This is a genomic window from Blastococcus sp. HT6-30, assembly GCF_039729015.1.
GTDB lineage: Bacteria > Actinomycetota > Actinomycetes > Mycobacteriales > Geodermatophilaceae > Blastococcus.
The window spans coordinates 2414532-2431286 of record NZ_CP155792.1; the positions used below are offsets into that span (position 1 = coordinate 2414532).

The window sequence follows — 16755 nt, forward strand, 5'->3', positions numbered from 1 at the left end:
CCGGGTTACCGTCCGTGCCCGACGACCGCCTGTGCAGGGAGAGCCGTGACCGACCACCTCCAGTCCCCTCCTCCGCACGGGTTCCTGCGGCCGGGCCTGTGGCTGGACCGGTTCGACTTCGCCAGCGGAATGCTGGTGCAGGCGCAGTGGGACGGCGGCATGCCCTACCAGCGGAGCGGCGAGGTGACCGGCGCCGTGGCGGACCCGCTGCCGCTGCTCCCCGACGGCGCGGTGCTGCGCCTGGACCGCAAGGACGGCAGCTCCCGCACGGTCGTCGCCGCCCTGCCGGGGCTGCTGGCGCGGCTGGAGGTGGCGAACCGGATGACGACGGTCGACGTCGTCGGTGCCGACCTGGCCGCCGTCGAGGCGCTGGTGGCGCAGGTCGTCACCGGCGCCGAGCAGGTCACGGCCGCACCGGAGGGCGAGGTGCAGATGGCTTTCTGGTCGGGCGGCTCGAACGGCGGGCTGGAGTCCTCGCGCCGGGTGACCGCACCCAGCTGGGCCGAGGCTGCGGTCAACTACCCGGAGCGGACGCGGCGGTCGCTGGCAGCCCTCATGACGGCCACCGACATGTCGGGGCGGGCCGGGCGCCTGGTGCTGTGGCACGGCGTCCCCGGAACGGGGAAGACGACGGCCGTGCGGGCCCTCGGCCGGGAGTGGTCGGACTGGTGCCGGGTGCACTACGTGATGGACCCCGAGCGGCTCTTCGCCGAGCCGCAGTACCTGCTGCAGGTGGCGGGGGTCGACGAGGACGAGGACGACGACGGCCGGTGGCGGCTGGTGGTGGCGGAGGACTGCGACGAGTACCTGCGCTCGGACGCCAAGGTGCGGGCCGGCGCATCGCTGGGCCGGCTGCTGAACCTCTGCGACGGCATCCTCGGCCACGGACTCCGGGTGCTGGTCCTGCTGACCACCAACGAGGACGTCGGCCGCCTGCACCCGGCGATCACCCGCCCCGGCCGGTGCCTGAGCCAGGTGGAGTTCGAGCTGCTGTCGCCGGACGAGGCGCAGGCGTGGCTGGGCGACGGCGCTCCCGCTCCCGAGCGCCCGATGACGCTGGCGGAGCTGTACGCCCGGCGCGAGGAGCGCGTGCACCCGACCGAGGCGCGGGCGGCGGAACCCGGCGGCTATCTCTGAGGGCGGCCGTCACACGGAGCGGAGGGTGGCCCGCTTGAGCCGCACGATCAGCCGCATCCCGCCCGACCGGGCCAGCTCCTGCTGCCGTGCGCGCAACTGATCGCCGAGCTCCTCGAGGCGCTCCTCTCCCAGGGCGTGCGACTGGGGGAACATCCGCTGCTCCTCCTCCATCGTGTGATGGCGCACCGTCTTCTCCAGCATGCGCACCTCGCCGGCGAACTCCGGATCGGTGACGTCCGTGCGCATGACGGTCGCGACCTGGTCGTCGATCTGCCGGTGCTCGGCGTGCGCGAGCGCCAGCAGCGGGGAGACGTCGGGTACGGCGGGGTAGAACAGCTCGTCCTCGATCTGGGCGTGGATCTCGATCTCGCGGAGGAACCGGTTCCGGAGCTCCTCCCGCCGGTCGGCCTGCGCCTCGGTGGTCTCCGCCAGCTCGCGGAGCAGCCCGCGCAGCACGTCGTGGTGTGCGATCAGCACCTCGTCGGCCTTCATCGGGACGCCTCCTCCTCCGTGGTGATCGCCGTCGGGCTGCGCCACCGGGCCCGCCGCCGCACCTCCACCGCGCCGTCGCTGATGCGGGTGTCGTAGCAGGGCAGCGGGGCCGTGGCCGGCCCCTGCGCCGGCTCCCCGGTGTCGAGGTCGAAGCGCGACCCGTGCCACGGGCAGACCAGCTCGTCGCGGTGCAGCCAGCCCTCCCCCATCGGACCGCCCATGTGCGGGCAGCGCCCGCTGACCGCCCGGACCGCGCCGTCGGTGCGGACGAGCACCACCGGAACGCCGTCGACGTCGGCGCCGAACGGCTCGCCGTCGGGGAGGTCGGCCAGGCGCGCGACCGGGGTGAAGGTGCGGGGCGACCGGCCGGCCGCGGAGTGGTCGACGCCGAGCCGGTGGCGGTAGGACAGGACGCCGCCCAGGTAACCGCTGGTGAGGACGACGGCGTAGCCGGCGGCGGCCGTCACCCGCGCCCGCACCGTGCGGCCGCGGCCCCGGTCGGCGAACGACCACGCGTAGAGGGCGAGCGCGGTGCTGTTGAGGGCCGCGTGCACGAGGCCGACCCGGCGGGCCTCGTCGTGGGCGTGCTGCCAGTCGGTCATCCCGCTCGCGGCGGCGCCCACCGCACCCGCGATCCCGAGGCCGACGACGGTGCGCGCCGCCTGCCCGGCGCCCGGACCGCCGCGGCCGGTGGCGTCGAGGCCGTCGAGCAGGGCGGCGGCGCTCCAGGACCCGATCGGCACGGTGACGAGGAAGGGGTGCAGGGGGTGCCCGAGCCAGACGCCGTGCAGGAGGTCCTGGAGCGGGCGGGCGTACCGACCCGCCAGCAGGAAGGTCAGCGAGATCCCGTGCTCGACCTGGTAGCCGGGCGCATCGAGCAGCTGCCACCGCTCGACCGTGCCGACCGCCCGCTCGAGCAGGGCCCGGACGCTCACCGGTGCACGTCTTCCGCCGCCATGCCCGAGGCCCTGCCCACCCCGGCACGGCGGAAAACAGGAGGTGGCGACGTCCTCGTGCCCGGGGCCGGGTGGTCGTAACGTCCGACGGCATGGCTGATCGAGAGTTCCGGACGGTGCTGGAGGGTGGCTCCTACTTCGAGGGGCCGCGGTGGCGCGACGGGCAGTGGTGGGTGTCGGACTTCTACCGGCACACCGTGAGCCGGGTGGCGGCCGAGGGTGGCGCGGAGACCGTCGTCCTCGAGGTGGAGAACCAGCCGTCGGGGCTGGGCTGGCTGCCCGACGGCTCGCTGCTGGTGGTGTCGATGAAGGACCACCGGCTGCTGCGGGTCGCCGACGGCGAGGTGTCGACGCACGCCGACCTCTCCGACGTCTGCACCGGCCTGCTCAACGACATGGTGGTCGACGCCTCGGGTCGCGCGTTCGTGGGCGACTTCGGCTTCGACCTGATGGGCGGCGGGGCGCCGGCGCCGGCCTCGCTCAAGCGGGTCGACCCCGACGGCACGGTGAGCGTGGTGGCCGAGGGGCTGCGCTTTCCGAACGGCTCGGTGATCACCCCGGACGGCGCGACGCTGATCGTCGGCGAGACGTGGGGCAACCGCCTCTCCGCCTTCGCCATCGGCTCCGACGGCTCGCTGGGCGAGCGGCGGGTGTGGGCGTCGCTGGGCGCCGAGCCGGTGGGCGGCTCGGTCGAGGAGCTGCTGGGGCAGGTCGTCGTCGCGCCGGACGGCTGCACGCTGGACGCCGACGGGCACGTCTGGGTCGCCGACGGCTTCGGCTCGCGGGTGCTCCGCCTCGCGCCCGGCGGGACGATCGTCGATGAGATCACCGCACCCGGCGGGATGGGCGTCTACGCCTGCGCGCTGGGCGGCGAGGACGGCCGCACGCTGCTGATGTGCTGCGCCCCGGACTTCCACGAGCACACGCGGGCGCCGGTGCGCGAGGCGGTGCTGGTGTCGACGCAGGTCGCCGTCCCGCACGCGGGCCTGCCGTGAGCGGCGAGAGGGCCGTCCGGGGGGGCTGACGGTGGGACGGCAGCCCAAGCCGGGCACCTACCCGCACGACTACACGGAGGGCGACGACCGCCGGTTCGGCGACAGCGGGGTGGGCGCGACCTTGCGCGTACTGCACGGCCCTGGGCGGGGCATGGGGAGCACGGAGGGCGTTCCCTGCGTCGTCGAGGTCCTGGCCGCGGACGGCGACGTGATCGACGAGGCGCGCGCCGGCGACGCGACCACGTCCTCGGAACGAAGCCCCGGGCCGTCGCGGAGCTCCGCGCGGCCGCGACCGAGGAGCTTGGCGTCGTAGAGGGCGCGGTCGGCGCTGCGCATCAGCTGGGAGGCGCTCTCCCCGTCGCCGTACTGCGCGACCCCGCAGGACAGCGAGATGTCGGGATGCAGTGCGCAGATCCTCCGTACGAGCGCGAGCGCGTCGGGGCCACGCATCCCCGGCAGGAGGAGGGAGAACTCGTCGCCGCCGTGCCGGGCGAGCACCGCGCCGGCCGGCAGCTGGGCGCGCCAGACGTCGGCGACCCGGCGCAGCACGCGGTCGCCGATCTCATGGCCGTGGGCGTCGTTGACCGACTTGAAGTGGTCGACGTCGATGAGGACGGCGGAGAGCGGCTCCCGCGTGCGGACGGACTCACTCATCAGCTCGAGCATCGCCGCGTCGAAGCCCCGGCGGTTGCGCAGGCCGGTCAGCGGATCACGGCTCGCGCCCGACGCCAGGACGACCAGGCGCCGGATGACGACGCCGAGCCCGACGAGCACGAGATCGAGCGCCAGTGCGGCGGTCAGCGCCACCCCTCCGGCGAGCAGGAGGGAGACGGTGATGCCGGTGACGGCGACCACCAGGTGCCCCAGCGCCTGACGTGCGGTGAAGAACAGGTGGGCGTCGACGACGACGAACGCGGTGAGGGCCGCGGCGGCCAGCGCGGTCACGGCGTCGGGGCTGACCAGCACCGTGGCGCAGATGAGCGCGGTGGCCGCGTCGACGAGGAGGTGGAAGACGTTCCTGGGCCACCGCGAACCCCACCGGCCGGCGACGACGGCCGCGGTCAGCGCGACGACCGCGAGGAGGAGCGGAGCCCACCGGTCGGCACGGGAGCCATGCCCGACGGTCATGACCAGCCCGGCCGCCCCGCCGAAGGCGTAGAAGGTAGCGAGCGTCTGCGCCATCACGCGCACCGTCGCCACCTCGGGCGCTCCGGACCGGCTCACCTCCTGGACCTCGGCCCGCCACCTCCCCTTCTTGACCTGTTCCGGCACCGCGCGGTCCGGGTCCACCCTGCCGGGTGAGGTCGTCCGCCGGCGCGGGGGTTTGATCGGAGGGGCGGTCGGAGCGGGTAGGGCTGCACCATGACCCCTCCCCCACCCGTCCTGCTGCTGGACGTCGACGGCGTGCTCAACGCCCTCCGCCGCGACCTGCCGGAGGGCTGGCGGCGCGGCACCTTCGCCGGCTACGTGCTGTCCTGGGACCCGACCGTCGTCGCCCGGCTCCGCGCGTGGCACGAGTCCGGGCAGGTGGAGCTCCAGTGGCTGACGACGTGGACCGAGCGGGCCGACCGGCTGCTCGCCGAGCCGATGGGCCTGCCGCGGGGACTGCGGACGCACAGCCGGGACGCGCTCCCCACCGGCTTCGGCGGCCGGCTCGGGGGGCTGTCCGGATGGTGGAAGCTGGCCGCCGCCCGGGCGGTCGCCGAGGCCGAACCCGGCCGGCGCATCGTGTGGATCGACGACGACCTCGCCGACCAGGCCGAGGACACCGGCGAGTGGCTGGCCGCGAGGGCGAACGTGCTGGTCGTCGCGCCGGACCTGATGGCCGGACTGACCCATGCCGAGCTCGACCGGGTCGAGGCCTGGCTCGGCGAGCCGGACCTTCCCGGCCGCGAGGACACCGGTGAGCACAGCCCGCCGCCGTACGATGAGCCGCCGACGCCGACCTGAGGGAGCACCGCCTCGTGGCCTCCGTCCCGCCGGACTCCCGCACGACCCGCTGGCTCCGCCGCCGGCCGACCGAGCCGCTGCCCCAGCAGGAGCCCGTGCGGCGTCCCCGGTTCGACCGTCCGCCGCCGGCGGGCAACGACTGGTACGGCGCCCCGCCGCCCGCCGGAGGGCCGTACGGACCTCCGGCGTACGGCCCTCCCCCGTACGGACCTCCGCCGTACGGGCCTCCGCCTCGGTGGCCCGGCGAGGAGTCCCGGCGTCCGTACCCGACGGCCCCGCCCGGGGGCCCGTTCCCGCCGGCGCCCCCCGAGCGCCCGCTTCCGCCGGAGCGTGGTCGCCGGGGCCGTCGTGGCCTCCGTGCCCGCGCGCCGCGGCGCCGCCGCCGGCTGCTGGGCCGCGTCGTCCGCGTGCTGGCGGTGCTCGGCATCGTCCAGGCCCTGGTGGTGCTGTCGCTGCGCTGGGTGGACCCGCCGACGACGGCCTTCATGCTGGCCAACCCCGACGGTGCCGTGCAGCAGTCGGTGCCGGTCGAGCACGTCTCGCGGAACGTCCTGGCCGCCGTCATCGCGCACGAGGACGCCGCGCTCCCCTACCGCGACGGAGCGTTCGAGTGGGATGCGCTGTGGAGCCGGGCGACGGCTCATCTCTCCGGCGACGAGGACCCGTCGGGGTCGACGATTCCGCAGCAGGTGGCCAAGAACCTGTTCCTCAACCAGGAGCTGAGCGCCTGGCGCAAGGCGGTCGAGGCCGCCCTGTCCGTGGAGCTCGCCGCCTTCGTCGACGACCGCCGGATGCTGGAGCTCTACGTCAACTACGCGCAGTTCGGGCCCACGATCTACGGCGTCTGCGCGGCCGGCTGGTACTACTTCGACTCGCCGCCGGCGGAGCTGTCGGCCGAGCAGGCCGTGATGCTGGTCGGCCTGCTGCCGTCCCCCGGGCACGTCCGCCGCGCGCCCGGCGGGGGCATGGACTTCCAGGTGGAGGACGGGCTGGGCTGGCTGTCCCGCTCGCACGTGCTCAACGCCCAGGCGCGGGTGCCCGCCCACCTCGACCGGCTGGGCTTCACCCCGGTCGAGGACGCCGGCGTCACGGGGCTGGCGTCGGAGCAGGAGCCCTCCGGCGACGACTGCTCCACGCCTCCGCAGGAGGTCACCGACCTGATCGCCGCGGAGGGCACCGCCTGACCCGGCACCGCTGACGGCGCCGCGAACCGGCCTTCCCATCTGCGGGCGCGGGGCGTCGGTCCGTCTGGCGGCGACTGCCCGGGCGTGGTGCCATCAGAACCGCCGAGCGGGGTCCACCACGCGAAGGCGTAGCCGGGGAACGGGGACCGCCATGATCATCCTGCACGCGAGCATCGCCATCCTGGGTGTTCTGCTGCTGATCATCGCGCTCAAGGTCGAGCCCGTCATCGCCCTGGTGCTGGGCTCGCTCTACCTCGGGATCGCGGGGGGCATCGGGCTGGCCGAGACGGTCGAGGTCATCGCCGTCGGGTTCGGCGAGATCATGGCCGAGGTCGGGCTGCTGATCGGCTTCGGCGTGCTGCTCGGGGCGCTGCTGTACGCGCTCGGCGCCCTGCAGAAGTTCGTCGCCCTCCTGCTCCGGCTGCTCGGGGCGAAGCGGCTGCCCTACGCGATGAGCGCCGCGCTGACCACGCTGTTCCCCTCCATCTACGTCGACGTCCAGCTGGTGCTGGCCTCGCCACTGGCCCGCTCGGCGGCCCCGCACATCGGCCGGGGCGGCCTCCCCCTGCTCGCCGGATCGCTCAGCGCGGGCATCCTCGTCGGCTACGTCTTCGTCGTCCCCGGGCTGGGAACCCTGTCGATCGCCGGCCTGCTCGACATCCCGCTCGGCACCATGCTGATCTTCGGCCTGATCGTCGGGCCGGTGACCGCGGTGGTCACCACGTTCCTGTTCAGCCTGGTCCTGCGGCGGGGCTTCTGGACGCCCGCGAACGACGAGCACGAGACGCAGGCGCTGCGCGACGCGGAGCAGGCGGCCGAGGAGCAGGACGAGGAGCACGCGGCCGCGATGCCGCCGCTGGGCATCTCACTGCTGCCGGTCATCGTGCCGCTGCTGCTCATCGCCAGCGGTGCGATCGCCTCGGCGGTCGAGGTGGACAACTCCGTCATCGCGTTCGTCAGCAACCCGGTGTTCGCGCTGTTCCTGGGCATGGTGGGCGCCTACGTGCTGGCCCGCCGGACCCTCGGCCGCGACCGCACCGACGACGCCGTGACCACCGGGCTGAGCACCACCGGCCAGATCCTGCTGATCACCGGCATCGGTGGATCGCTGGGCGCGGTCATCGGCGAGACGACGCTCGACCAGGTGCTCGGTGACCTGTTCTCCGCCTCGACCGGCACCTCGGTGATCCTCACCCTGCTGCTGGCCTGGCTGATCGCCGCGCTGCTGCACTTCGCGATCGGGTCGATCTCGGTCGCGGCGATCGCGGCCGCCGGCATCCTCGCGCCGGTGCTCGGCTCGCTGGACGTCGCGCCCGTCGTCGTCGGCCTCGCCATCGGCGCCGGCGCGCTGTTCGCGCTGCAGGTGAACAGCAACTTCTTCTGGATGTTCCAGAGCCTGCTGGGCATCTCGACCCAGGGCGCGCTGAAGGCGCTGACGTTCGTGACGGCGCTGGCCTCGGTCGTGGCGATGCCGATCATCGTCGCGCTCGGCTTCCTGGTACCCGCATGAGCGCGCCGTCCCCGCTGCTGGACGGGGTCCGCGTGCTGGACCTCTCCACGATGATCGCCGCCCCCACGGCGGCCACCATCCTGGGCGACTACGGCGCCGACGTCGTCAAGGTGGAGATGCCGGGCACCGGGGACTTCGTCCGCCGCTTCGGCCGGCAGGTGGATGGCCAGGGCCTGTACTGGAAGGCGCTGTCGCGGGGGAAGCGGTCGGTGGCGCTGGACCTGCGCCGGCCCGAGGGCCGCGAGCTGGTGCTGCGGTGGATCCGGTCGTTCGACGTCCTGGTGGAGAACTTCCGCCCGGGCACGCTGGAGCGCTGGGGGCTGGACCCGGAGGACCTGCGTGCGGCCAACCCGCGGCTGGTCGTGCTGCGGGTGACGGCGTACGGGCAGGACGGGCCGTACCGCGACCGGCCGGGCTTCGGCACGCTCGCCGAGGCGCTGGCCGGGCTGGCCTCGGTGTCCGGGTACGAGGACCGGCCGCCACTGCTGCCGGCCTATCCGCTGGCCGACATCATGGCCGGCAACCTCGGGGCGACCGCCGTCCTCGCCGCCCTCATGCGCCGGCAGGCGACCGGTACCGGCGACACCATCGACCTGGCGATCTACGAGGCGGCGCTGAAGCTGGTCGAGATCAACGTGCTGGAGTACCAGCAGACCGGTTCGGAGCACGGCCGCACCGGCAACCGGTACGGGCCGGCCGCGCCGCGCGGCAGCTACCAGTGCCGGGACGGGCTGTGGATCGCCCTGTCGGGCAGCACCCAGCCGATGGCGCAGCACGTGCTGCGGACCATCGGCGGCGACGCGCTGGCCGCGGACCCGCGGTTCGCCACCAACGCCGACCGCGTGCAGCACGTGCAGGAGCTCGACGACCTGATCGCCGCGTGGTGCCGGACCCGCGACCGCGACGACGCGATCGCCGACCTCACCGCGGGCGGCTGCGCGGTCGGGCCGCTGGAGAGCGTCGCGACGATGCTCGACAACCCGCAGGTGCGGCACCGGGGATCGATCGTCACCGTCGACGACCCGGACCTCGGACCGCTGGCGATGACCGGCGTCTACCCCTCGTTCCAGGACGGCGGCACGCGGATCGGCCGCCCCGGTCCGGCGGAGGTCGGCGCGGACACCGACGCGGTGCTCGCCGCCGACCTGGGGCTGGGCCCAGCGGAGCTCGCGGCGTTGCGCACCGCCGGGGTGACCGCCGGACCTGCCGCCGCGCCTCCGCCGGACCCGCAGGACGCGCTGTAAGTCTCGGGTGCGCCGGGGCTCAGCGGGCTCCGGCGTCCCCGGTCCGGGGCGGGGCGGGCATCGGACGCGGCTGCTGGAACCCGGCATCGAACCGCTGGGTCACCGCCAGCTCGCCGGTGTCGGGAGCGGCGTGCCGGCCGATCCGGGGCATCTTGAACTCGGCCGTCTCGTCGAGGAGGTGCTTGCTCACGGGACCGATCCTGCGTGGTGCCGCGCCCGGATCGCGGATCTCGACCGGCCTGTCGCCGGGTTCGCGTCGAAAGCCCAGGTCGGCTGTGACCAACGGGACGGCTGTGACGACGCCGCTCAGCCGGCGAGGTGCGCGACCAGCCGCTCGAGGAAGGGCAGCTGCGCCTTCACCAGCTTCGCGCGGGCGGTGTCGAGGTCGTACCAGGCGGCGCGGTCGATCTCGGGGAACTCCTGCACCCGCCCCGACCGCGGCGGCCACTCGAGGGCGAAGGTGTTGCTGGTGATGGTGCCGGCGTCCAGATCGCCCTCGGCCGCCCAGACGGCGAGCAGCTTGCGGCCCCTCACCTCACCCAGCGGGTGCAGGTGCGTCGCCGGCACGGGGTGGCCGAGCTCCTCGGCGAACTCCCGGCGCGCGGCGGCTTCGGCGTCCTCGTCCGCGTCGTGCTCCCCCTTGGGGATCGACCAGGCGCCGTCGTCCTTCCTCGCCCAGAACGGCCCACCCATATGGCCGAGCAGCACCTCGACCCGCCCGCCCGTGTGGCGGTACAGCAGGACGCCGGAGCTGCGGACGGGCGGCACCCGGCCAGCGTCGCAGGCGCTATCGCGATTCGGACGGGCGGGCGCCCGGGTCGACGCCGGGTGCGGCGAGTGGCTCGACGAGCTCGGACAGGGGAACCGGTCCGTCGTCCCCGTCGTACAGGTACTCCAGCCGGCCGTCGGTGAGCACCGGATGGCCGAGGATCAGCCGGATGCGGCGGGACGCGGCCATCGCGGAGGCCACGTCGGGATGGGCGGTGAGGTCGCGCAGGGTGGAGGCGGTGGCGTTCATCATGGTCAGTGAGCGGTCGCGGAACCCGCGGTACGCCTCGGCGACCGGCAGCCAGGCCACCCGGTCGGCCTCGCCGCCGACGTCCCGGGTTCGCTGACCGGCCGGGAGCGCGGCCAGGAAGAACCGGGTGTCGAACCGGCGGCTCTGCCACTCGGGCGTGATCCAGTGCGCCCAGGGGCGCAGCAGGTCGGCCCGCAGCAGGAGGTCGCGTGCGCGCAGGAAGTCGCTCAAGGCCAGCTCGCCCTCGATGAGCGCCAGCCGGTCGCGCTCCCACTCCTCCCCCGTCGTGTCGGCGACCAGCGTCCCGTTCCGGTACGCGGCGAGCAGCACGCCAGATTCTTCGAACGTCTCGCGGACGGCGGCCGCGACGAGCGCGGCGGCCAACTCGGGGTCGCAGGAGAAGGCCTCGGCCCACTCGGCGGGCGGCGGGCCGGCCCAGTGCTGGGCGGCCTCGCGGTCGCGGAGGTCAACCGAACCGCCCGGGAAGACGTGCATGCCGGCGGCGAAGGCCATGGCCGGACGGCGCCGGAGCAGGTAGACCTCCGGGCCGGCTGCACCGTCGCGGAGCAGGACGACGCTGGCGGCGTCCCGGGGCTCGACGACGTCGGTCTCCCCGCGCAGGTACCGCTCGACGAGCTCCATCCGATCGGCAGGCATGGCCGTCATGCTCGTTCAGCCCAGCAGCAGCCGCCAGGTGGCGTAGCCGTCGTCGGCAGCGTCGCCGAGCCGGCGCCACTCGGGAGCGTCCGGCTCCCGAGTGCCTCGTCGAGCCTCTGCAGCCGCTTGCGGTCGCTGCCGGCGAATCGGTCGCGCTCGGCGAGCGGATCGGGGATCAGGCCGGTCAGGAACGCGGCGTCGCCGCTGTGCCGCTCGCGGTCGCGGGTGTCGGTCGCCCAGGCTGCGGCCTTGAGCACCAGGGCGCCGAGCGGGTCCGGCACCGGGACGGCTGCCGTCCGCCTCCCCTTCGTCACGTGCACCGGCATCGCCCGGCGCAGAGCCTGGGTGCCGCCCTCGATGCGGATCGTGTCGCCACCGACCGTGCGCAGCCGCCGGCGCGGAGGGGTGTGGTCCGGAGCGAGGACGTCGGCGCGGGCCTGGTCCCGGGCCCGGACGAAGCGGTAGACCTTGCCGGCGGCGTCCGGCTGCGGTTCGAGGTCCAGCCCCCGCACCGCGCGCACGCACCGGGCCAGCCCGGCCGCGTCGGTGAGCAGGTCGGCGAGGACGTCGACGTCCTGGCTGGCCCGCGTCGTCACCCGCCCGGCGAGCAGGCCGTGCAGCATAACCATCTGCCCGCCGACGAGCACCCAGCCGGTGGGCGGCAGCTGCTCGGCGAGGTCGAGGACGAGATCCCAGAGGATGTCCAGCGGGCCGGCCAGCGGCGGCAGCTCGACCCGCGGCTCCGGTAGCCCTGCGGCGGTCACCGGGGAAGGTCGCCCAGCGCGGCGGCGAGCAGGTCGAGGCCGGCCCGCCGGGTGCGCACGTCGGGTGACTCGGCGAGGTCGACGGCGACGACCGCGCTCGGCATGTGAGTGCGGCCGGCCAGCTGCAGCTGCTCGTACCGAGGCACGCGCACGACCAGGTTCGCCTCCCCTCGCTCGGACAGCCCGAACTCCCGGCGCAGGTCGGCGAACGTGCCGGCGGTGCAGTACACCTCGGCCGCCGCCTCGGGGGCGACGATGTCGGCGCCGACGACGGCCGCCGCGGTCAGGCCGGAGGGGACGACGCCCTCTGCGGCGAGCAGCCGCTGCCGGTAGGCCGGCAGGACCCGCAGCTCGTGGCGCTCCGCCCGGTCGCGGGATGCGGCGACCAGCTGCTCGGCGTCATAGCCGCGCACCCGCGACAGCAGCCTCGAGCGGTCAGCGGGCGGCAGCCAGTCGGCGTGCTCCCCGGAGAGCTGCCACAGCGCGGCCCACGCCGTCCGCGGGGCCAGCGCCCGTCCGGCCGTGATCGGCAGGCGAGCGCGGCTCTCCACGGTGTCCTCGTCGAGCACGAGGGTGCGGCCGACCCGGCGAGCGGCCAGCTTCCCGGCCCGGATCAGCCTGCGGACCTGCTCCGGCTCGACGTCGAGACGCTCGGCGGCCTGGTCGACGGTGAGCATGCCGATCCCCTCGTTGGCACAAACGTGTATGTGACGCTCCCTATTGTGCCAACAGGCCGGGTCGACGCTGCCCGCGGCGCGCCGCTCAACTGGTGGCGACCGTCCCGGAGTTGGGGACCAACTCGACCCAGGTGGTCCCGGGCGCCAGCATCACGGATTCGCCGTCCGCGTCGGTCAGCACCACCCGCTCACCGACGGCCGGCTTGGACCAGGTCACCTCGATCGTGTGCCCGCCGGAGGCGACGAGGGCGAGCCCGCTGCCGGTCAGGATCGTCTCCGGAACGGGGTTGCCTGCCGGATCGCGGGCTTCCGTCTGGACGACGTCGACGCGGAGCACAACGACGTTGGTGGCGCCGATCCGCGCGCCGTCCGCCTCGACCGCCGGGGTGCTCCCCTCGGCGCGCAGCCAGCGACCGTCCGCGGCGCTCCAGGTCCACCGGGGACTGCTGATCCCCGACAGCGTGAGGTCCAGCGTGGTCGTCGGCTGCCCGGCGGCGACGGCGGTGGGCTGCTCCCCCGCTGCTGCGTGGTCGAACTGGGTGCCGGGTGAGGTGCGGTGGTCGGCGTCGGCCTGGTCGAGGAGCGTCTGCGGCACCGCGTGGACGTTGTGCGGGGCCGAGCGGGCCGTCGTCCGGAAGAAGCCGTCGGCCCCGGAGTCCTGACGGAGCACCTGCAGGCCAGCGTCCTGGGCGGCGGCGACGTAGGCCGGCACGCCGCCGGAGAACGCGAGCAGCCCGCCGAGCGGCGCGGCGATCGCGGGGTCCATCGGCCGGATCGACCGCACGGGGCCGATCTCGGGCGGAAGGGTGGAGTGGTAGACGGCGACGAAACGGGTGATGCCGCCCTCGACGACCTGCTCCCACACCATGTCCGCGGCGTTCAGCCCGGTCTGCGGGCGGGCGGCGACGGAGTTCTCGATCTTCACGGCGAGCGCCGGGCGGTCGGGGATCGTGTCGGCCGGCACGCCGGTCAGCGGCCAGGTGGGCGCGGACGGCGACGTGCCGGCGAGCACCGAGTCGAGGAGCGGCAGGGCCGACACGTGCGGCTTGACCGCCGGCCACACGACGACGCCGGCGACCGCCAGCACCGCAAGCAGGAGAAGCCGGCCGGCGCGCCGAGGCCCGGAACGCCGGCGACCTCTCGCGGTCTTCCGCTTCGCCGGCCCCGCTCGCCCACCGGAGCCCTTCCTGGGCCGGGAGCGCTTGGGAGACCCGCGGCCGGCCGTCGACCGGGAGCGCGGCCGCGGTGCGGTCGACGTGGGCACGGGGGCTCCCTGACTCGGTGACGTCTTGCCCCTGCTGTATCGGCACGGTCGGCCGGACGCAGGACCTAGTGAGAGCCGAGCCGCATACAGCAACTGGACCGGCTGCTTGTGGATCGGCCTCGCCGAGTCAGCTGCCGCCGCTCAGGTCGGCGTCGGGTTCTCGAACGGCTCGACCAGCCCGGAGAGCGGAGTCGGGCCGTCGGCCCCGTCGTACACGTACTCCAGCCGGCCGTCGGTGAGCACCGGACGTCCCAGGATCGGCCGGATGCGGCGCGGCTCCGCCATCGCGGACGCCACGTCCCGATGGGCGGTGAGGTCGCGCAGGGTCGACGCGGTGGCGTTCATCATGACCAGCGACCCGTCGCGGAACCCCCGGTACGCCTCGGCTACCGGCGTCCAGGCCACCCGGTCGGCCTCGCCGCCGACGTCCCGGGTGCGCTGGCCGGCCGGGAGCGCGGCGAGGAAGAACCGCGTGTCGAACCGGCGGGTCTGCCACTCGGGGGTGACCCAGTGCGCCCAGGGACGGAGCAGGTCGGCGCGCAGCAGCAGGGAGCGTGCTCTCAGGAAGTCGCTGAGCACCAGCGTCCCCTCGATGAGTGCCAGCCGGTCGCGCTCCCAGTCCTCCCCCGTCGTGTCGGTGACCAGGGTGCCGTCCCGGTGCGCGGCGAGCAGGACGCCGGACTCCTCGAACGTCTCGCGGACGGCCGCGGAGACGAGCGCGACCGCGAGCTCGGGATCGCAGGAGAACGCCGCGGCCCACTAGGCGGGTGGCGGGCCGGCCCAGTGCTCCGCGGCCTCCCGGTCGCGGGGGTCGACCGAGCCGCCCGGGAAGACGTGCATGCTGGCGGCGAAGGCCATGGCCGGACGGCGCCGGAGCAGGTAGACCTCCGGGCCGGCCGCACCGTCGCGGAGGAGGACCACGCTGGCGGCGTCGCGGGGCTCGACGACGTCGGTCTCCCCGCGCAGGTACCGCTCGGCGAGTTCGGTGCGATCGGCTGGCATGGCCTCATGCTCGCACCGGGGCGCGGCGTTGGCGCCGTGCCCCTGACCGCGGGCGCGCCGCAGGGCTCGCCGCCCGCCGCGGCGAGGCCCTAACGTCCCGAGGAGACCTCGTCCCGGTCAACGGAGGAGCAGGCATGCGCGCGGTGCAGTACCGGACCATCGGCGGCGAGCCCGAGGTGGTCGACGTCCCGACGCCGGAACCGGGACCGGGGCAGGTCCGGCTGCGGGTGACCGCCGCGGGGCTGTGCCACTCCGACGCGTTCGTCATGAGCCTGCCGGCGGAGCAGTACGCCTACGGCCTGCCGCTGACGCTCGGGCACGAGGGGGCCGGCGTCGTGGACGCGCTGGGTTCCGGCGTGACCGGCGTCGAGGTCGGCGAGCCGGTGGCGGTGTACGGGCCGTGGGGCTGCGGGCTGTGCCACGCGTGCGCGCGCGGCGCGGAGAACTACTGCCCGCGGGCGGCGGAGCTGGGCATCGCGCCGCCGGGGCTGGGCTCCCCCGGCGCGCTGGCCGAGTACCTGGTCGTGGACGACGTCCGGCACCTGGTGCCCCTCGGCGACCTGGACCCGGTGGCCACCGTGTCGCTCACCGACGCCGGGCTGACGCCGTACCACGCGATCGCCGCCAGCCTCGGTGCGCTGCCGGCCGGGAGCACCGCCGTGGTGATCGGCGCCGGCGGGCTCGGGCACGTGGGCATCCAGATCCTGCGGGCGATCACCGGGGCCACCGTCGTCGCGCTGGACATCAGCGAGCAGAAGCTCGAACTGGCCCGCGAGGTGGGCGCGCACCACGTGCTGCTGTCGGACGCGTCCGCCGTCGGGGAGATCCGGGCGCTCACCCGCGGGGTGGGCGCGCAGGTGGTGTTCGACATGGTCGGGGCCCCGCCGACCCTGGAGATCGCCCGGAAGTCGGTCGCGCTGGACGGCGTCATCCAGATCGTCGGGATCGGCGGCGGGCTGCTCCCCACCGGCTTCTTCTCGACGCCGATGGGTGCGTCGGTGCGGGCGCCGTACTGGGGCACGCGGTCGGAGCTGATGGAGGTGCTCGACCTGGCGCGGGCCGGCGCGGTCCACGTGGAGGTGGAGCGGTACACGCTGAACCAGGCGCCGGAGGCGTACCGGAAGCTGCACGAGGGCACGATCCGCGGCCGCGCCGTCGTCGTCCCCGGAGACTGACCTCCCGGCCGCCGGAGCCCCCGGTACGGCTACGCCGACGCCGCAGTGGCCTCGCGGTGACGCACGACCGCGGTCGGCGTGCCGGGCGGGAAGTACGCCTGACGGCGTCGCGCCAGACGGTCGAGTTCCCAGGTCCACGGGATGCGGTTCGCCTTGCGCGCGTTGTGCCGGCCGCACAGGACCTGGCCGTTGGCGAGGCTCGTCGCCCCGCCGCGGCAGTGCGGGTGCACGTGATCGGCCTGCAGTCTCGCTCCGTGGTCGGGCAGCGGCCGGACAGCCAGGAGTGGTGCTCACAGCGGCGACCGGCACGCGCCAGGAGGGTCGCCCGATCGGCGCCGACGAACAGCCGCTGCGGATCCCGTCCGCGCCGTCCGTGAAGTGCCGCCCGCGCCGCCTCGACCAGGCGCAGCAGGAGCAGGAAGGTGACGAACGCAGCCGCCCACGGATGCGCTACCGCCGTATCCAGGAGGGACGACAGCAGGTCACCCTGGACGTCGGGCAGATCCGTTTCCGCCGGATCGCCCTGCCCGGTCCCGAATGTTTCCTCCACGACCTGTTCATCGAAGTCCGCGCCGGCGACCTTGAGCCAGGAGAGGCCGATTCGCCCCAGCGGTGTACGCCGCTCCCCCGATTCGTCGGGGCCGAGGCGGACAGTTCCCATGGACGTGTGTGGCGATGACTGCAGGAGCGCGGAGACTTCGCGGACTGCACGGCGTCCGACGAACTCGGG

General features: G+C 74.6%; 19 protein-coding genes. 8 read left to right on the forward strand and 11 right to left on the reverse strand.

The annotated features are described in order from the left end of the window. The first annotated feature begins 45 nt into the window (after window positions 1–45). On the forward strand, window positions 46–1137 hold the full coding sequence (locus tag ABC795_RS11650; RefSeq protein WP_347057351.1) for a DUF5925 domain-containing protein: 1092 nt from the start codon (window positions 46–48) through the stop codon (window positions 1135–1137). Between the two features lie 9 nt (window positions 1138–1146). Here ABC795_RS11650 and ABC795_RS11655 read toward each other — a convergent pair whose 3' ends face one another. Then, window positions 1147–1629, reverse strand: a complete 483-nt coding sequence (locus ABC795_RS11655; protein ID WP_347057352.1) for a hemerythrin domain-containing protein — start codon at window positions 1627–1629, stop codon at window positions 1147–1149. Next, window positions 1626–2564, reverse strand: a complete 939-nt coding sequence (locus ABC795_RS11660) for a Rieske 2Fe-2S domain-containing protein (RefSeq protein WP_347057353.1) — start codon at window positions 2562–2564, stop codon at window positions 1626–1628. Before ABC795_RS11660 ends, ABC795_RS11655 begins: the two co-directional genes overlap by 4 nt. Before the next feature lie 113 nt (window positions 2565–2677). Between ABC795_RS11660 and ABC795_RS11665 the strand changes: the two genes are divergently transcribed. Beyond that, window positions 2678–3580 carry an SMP-30/gluconolactonase/LRE family protein gene (locus ABC795_RS11665; RefSeq protein ID WP_347057354.1) on the forward strand — a complete coding sequence of 301 codons (903 nt, stop codon included), beginning with the start codon at window positions 2678–2680 and terminating at the stop codon, window positions 3578–3580. Between the two features lie 69 nt (window positions 3581–3649). Here ABC795_RS11665 and ABC795_RS11670 read toward each other — a convergent pair whose 3' ends face one another. Continuing rightward, a complete protein-coding gene (locus ABC795_RS11670; RefSeq protein WP_347057355.1) occupies window positions 3650–4852 on the reverse strand; it encodes a GGDEF domain-containing protein in 1203 nt (400 codons plus the stop codon). 90 nt (window positions 4853–4942) lie between these two features. Between ABC795_RS11670 and ABC795_RS11675 the strand changes: the two genes are divergently transcribed. The 4 genes from ABC795_RS11675 (at window position 4943) to ABC795_RS11690 (ending at window position 9468) form a co-directional block, all read left to right on the forward strand. Continuing rightward, complete coding sequence (locus tag ABC795_RS11675; RefSeq protein ID WP_347057356.1) at window positions 4943–5530, forward strand: HAD domain-containing protein; 588 nt, start codon at window positions 4943–4945, stop codon at window positions 5528–5530. Between the two features lie 407 nt (window positions 5531–5937). Continuing rightward, the gene (locus ABC795_RS11680) at window positions 5938–6714 is read left to right on the forward strand and encodes a biosynthetic peptidoglycan transglycosylase (RefSeq protein ID WP_347057357.1); all 777 of its coding nucleotides are present in this window, start codon (window positions 5938–5940) and stop codon (window positions 6712–6714) included. 151 nt (window positions 6715–6865) lie between these two features. Then, entirely contained in the window at window positions 6866–8224 is a 1359-nt protein-coding gene (locus ABC795_RS11685) for a GntP family permease (RefSeq protein ID WP_347057358.1), read from the forward strand. After that, entirely contained in the window at window positions 8221–9468 is a 1248-nt protein-coding gene (locus ABC795_RS11690; protein WP_347057359.1) for a CoA transferase, read from the forward strand. The genes ABC795_RS11685 and ABC795_RS11690 overlap by 4 nt, the downstream gene beginning before the upstream one ends. A gap of 19 nt (window positions 9469–9487) precedes the next feature. On the opposite strand, the gene ABC795_RS11695 is transcribed toward ABC795_RS11690, so the two are convergent. From ABC795_RS11695 to ABC795_RS11730, 8 genes are all read right to left on the reverse strand, one after another. Beyond that, window positions 9488–9658, reverse strand: a complete 171-nt coding sequence (locus tag ABC795_RS11695; RefSeq protein WP_347057360.1) for a hypothetical protein — start codon at window positions 9656–9658, stop codon at window positions 9488–9490. 116 nt (window positions 9659–9774) lie between these two features. Then, window positions 9775–10236, reverse strand: coding sequence for an NUDIX domain-containing protein (locus ABC795_RS11700; RefSeq protein WP_347057361.1), 462 nt, complete (start codon window positions 10234–10236; stop codon window positions 9775–9777). A gap of 19 nt (window positions 10237–10255) precedes the next feature. Beyond that, a complete protein-coding gene (locus ABC795_RS11705) occupies window positions 10256–11143 on the reverse strand; it encodes an NUDIX hydrolase (RefSeq protein WP_347057362.1) in 888 nt (295 codons plus the stop codon). Between the two features lie 5 nt (window positions 11144–11148). Then, complete coding sequence (locus ABC795_RS11710; RefSeq protein ID WP_347057363.1) at window positions 11149–11907, reverse strand: hypothetical protein; 759 nt, start codon at window positions 11905–11907, stop codon at window positions 11149–11151. Next, entirely contained in the window at window positions 11904–12584 is a 681-nt protein-coding gene (locus ABC795_RS11715) for a helix-turn-helix domain-containing protein (protein ID WP_347057364.1), read from the reverse strand. The genes ABC795_RS11710 and ABC795_RS11715 overlap by 4 nt, the downstream gene beginning before the upstream one ends. 85 nt (window positions 12585–12669) lie before the next feature. Next, a complete protein-coding gene (locus ABC795_RS11720; protein WP_347057365.1) occupies window positions 12670–13671 on the reverse strand; it encodes a DUF3048 domain-containing protein in 1002 nt (333 codons plus the stop codon). 318 nt (window positions 13672–13989) lie between these two features. Continuing rightward, window positions 13990–14427 (reverse strand): hypothetical protein, encoded by a 438-nt coding sequence (locus ABC795_RS11725; protein ID WP_347057366.1) that lies wholly within the window; start codon window positions 14425–14427, stop codon window positions 13990–13992. A gap of 180 nt (window positions 14428–14607) precedes the next feature. Continuing rightward, window positions 14608–14850: a hypothetical protein gene (locus tag ABC795_RS11730; protein WP_347057367.1), complete on the reverse strand. Its 243-nt coding sequence runs from the start codon at window positions 14848–14850 to the stop codon at window positions 14608–14610. A 134-nt stretch (window positions 14851–14984) separates the two neighbouring features. On the opposite strand from ABC795_RS11730, the gene ABC795_RS11735 reads away from it, so the two are divergent. Both ABC795_RS11735 and ABC795_RS11740 read left to right on the forward strand, forming a co-directional pair. After that, complete coding sequence (locus ABC795_RS11735) at window positions 14985–16025, forward strand: NAD(P)-dependent alcohol dehydrogenase (RefSeq protein ID WP_347057368.1); 1041 nt, start codon at window positions 14985–14987, stop codon at window positions 16023–16025. Window positions 16026–16311: 286 nt separating this feature from the next. After that, window positions 16312–16704 (forward strand): hypothetical protein, encoded by a 393-nt coding sequence (locus ABC795_RS11740; protein ID WP_347057369.1) that lies wholly within the window; start codon window positions 16312–16314, stop codon window positions 16702–16704. The last annotated feature ends 51 nt before the right edge of the window (window positions 16705–16755 follow it).

Coding starts and splice junctions, on each gene's coding strand:
- ABC795_RS11655 (WP_347057352.1), bottom strand. CDS start 1,629: ATGAAGGCCGACGAGGTGCTGATCGCACACCACGACGTGCTGCGCGGG.
- ABC795_RS11665 (WP_347057354.1), top strand. CDS start 2,678: ATGGCTGATCGAGAGTTCCGGACGGTGCTGGAGGGTGGCTCCTACTTC.
- ABC795_RS11675 (WP_347057356.1), top strand. CDS start 4,943: ATGACCCCTCCCCCACCCGTCCTGCTGCTGGACGTCGACGGCGTGCTC.
- ABC795_RS11685 (WP_347057358.1), top strand. CDS start 6,866: ATGATCATCCTGCACGCGAGCATCGCCATCCTGGGTGTTCTGCTGCTG.
- ABC795_RS11690 (WP_347057359.1), top strand. CDS start 8,221: ATGAGCGCGCCGTCCCCGCTGCTGGACGGGGTCCGCGTGCTGGACCTC.
- ABC795_RS11705 (WP_347057362.1), bottom strand. CDS start 11,143: ATGCCTGCCGATCGGATGGAGCTCGTCGAGCGGTACCTGCGCGGGGAG.
- ABC795_RS11715 (WP_347057364.1), bottom strand. CDS start 12,584: ATGCTCACCGTCGACCAGGCCGCCGAGCGTCTCGACGTCGAGCCGGAG.
- ABC795_RS11730 (WP_347057367.1), bottom strand. CDS start 14,850: ATGCCAGCCGATCGCACCGAACTCGCCGAGCGGTACCTGCGCGGGGAG.
- ABC795_RS11735 (WP_347057368.1), top strand. CDS start 14,985: ATGCGCGCGGTGCAGTACCGGACCATCGGCGGCGAGCCCGAGGTGGTC.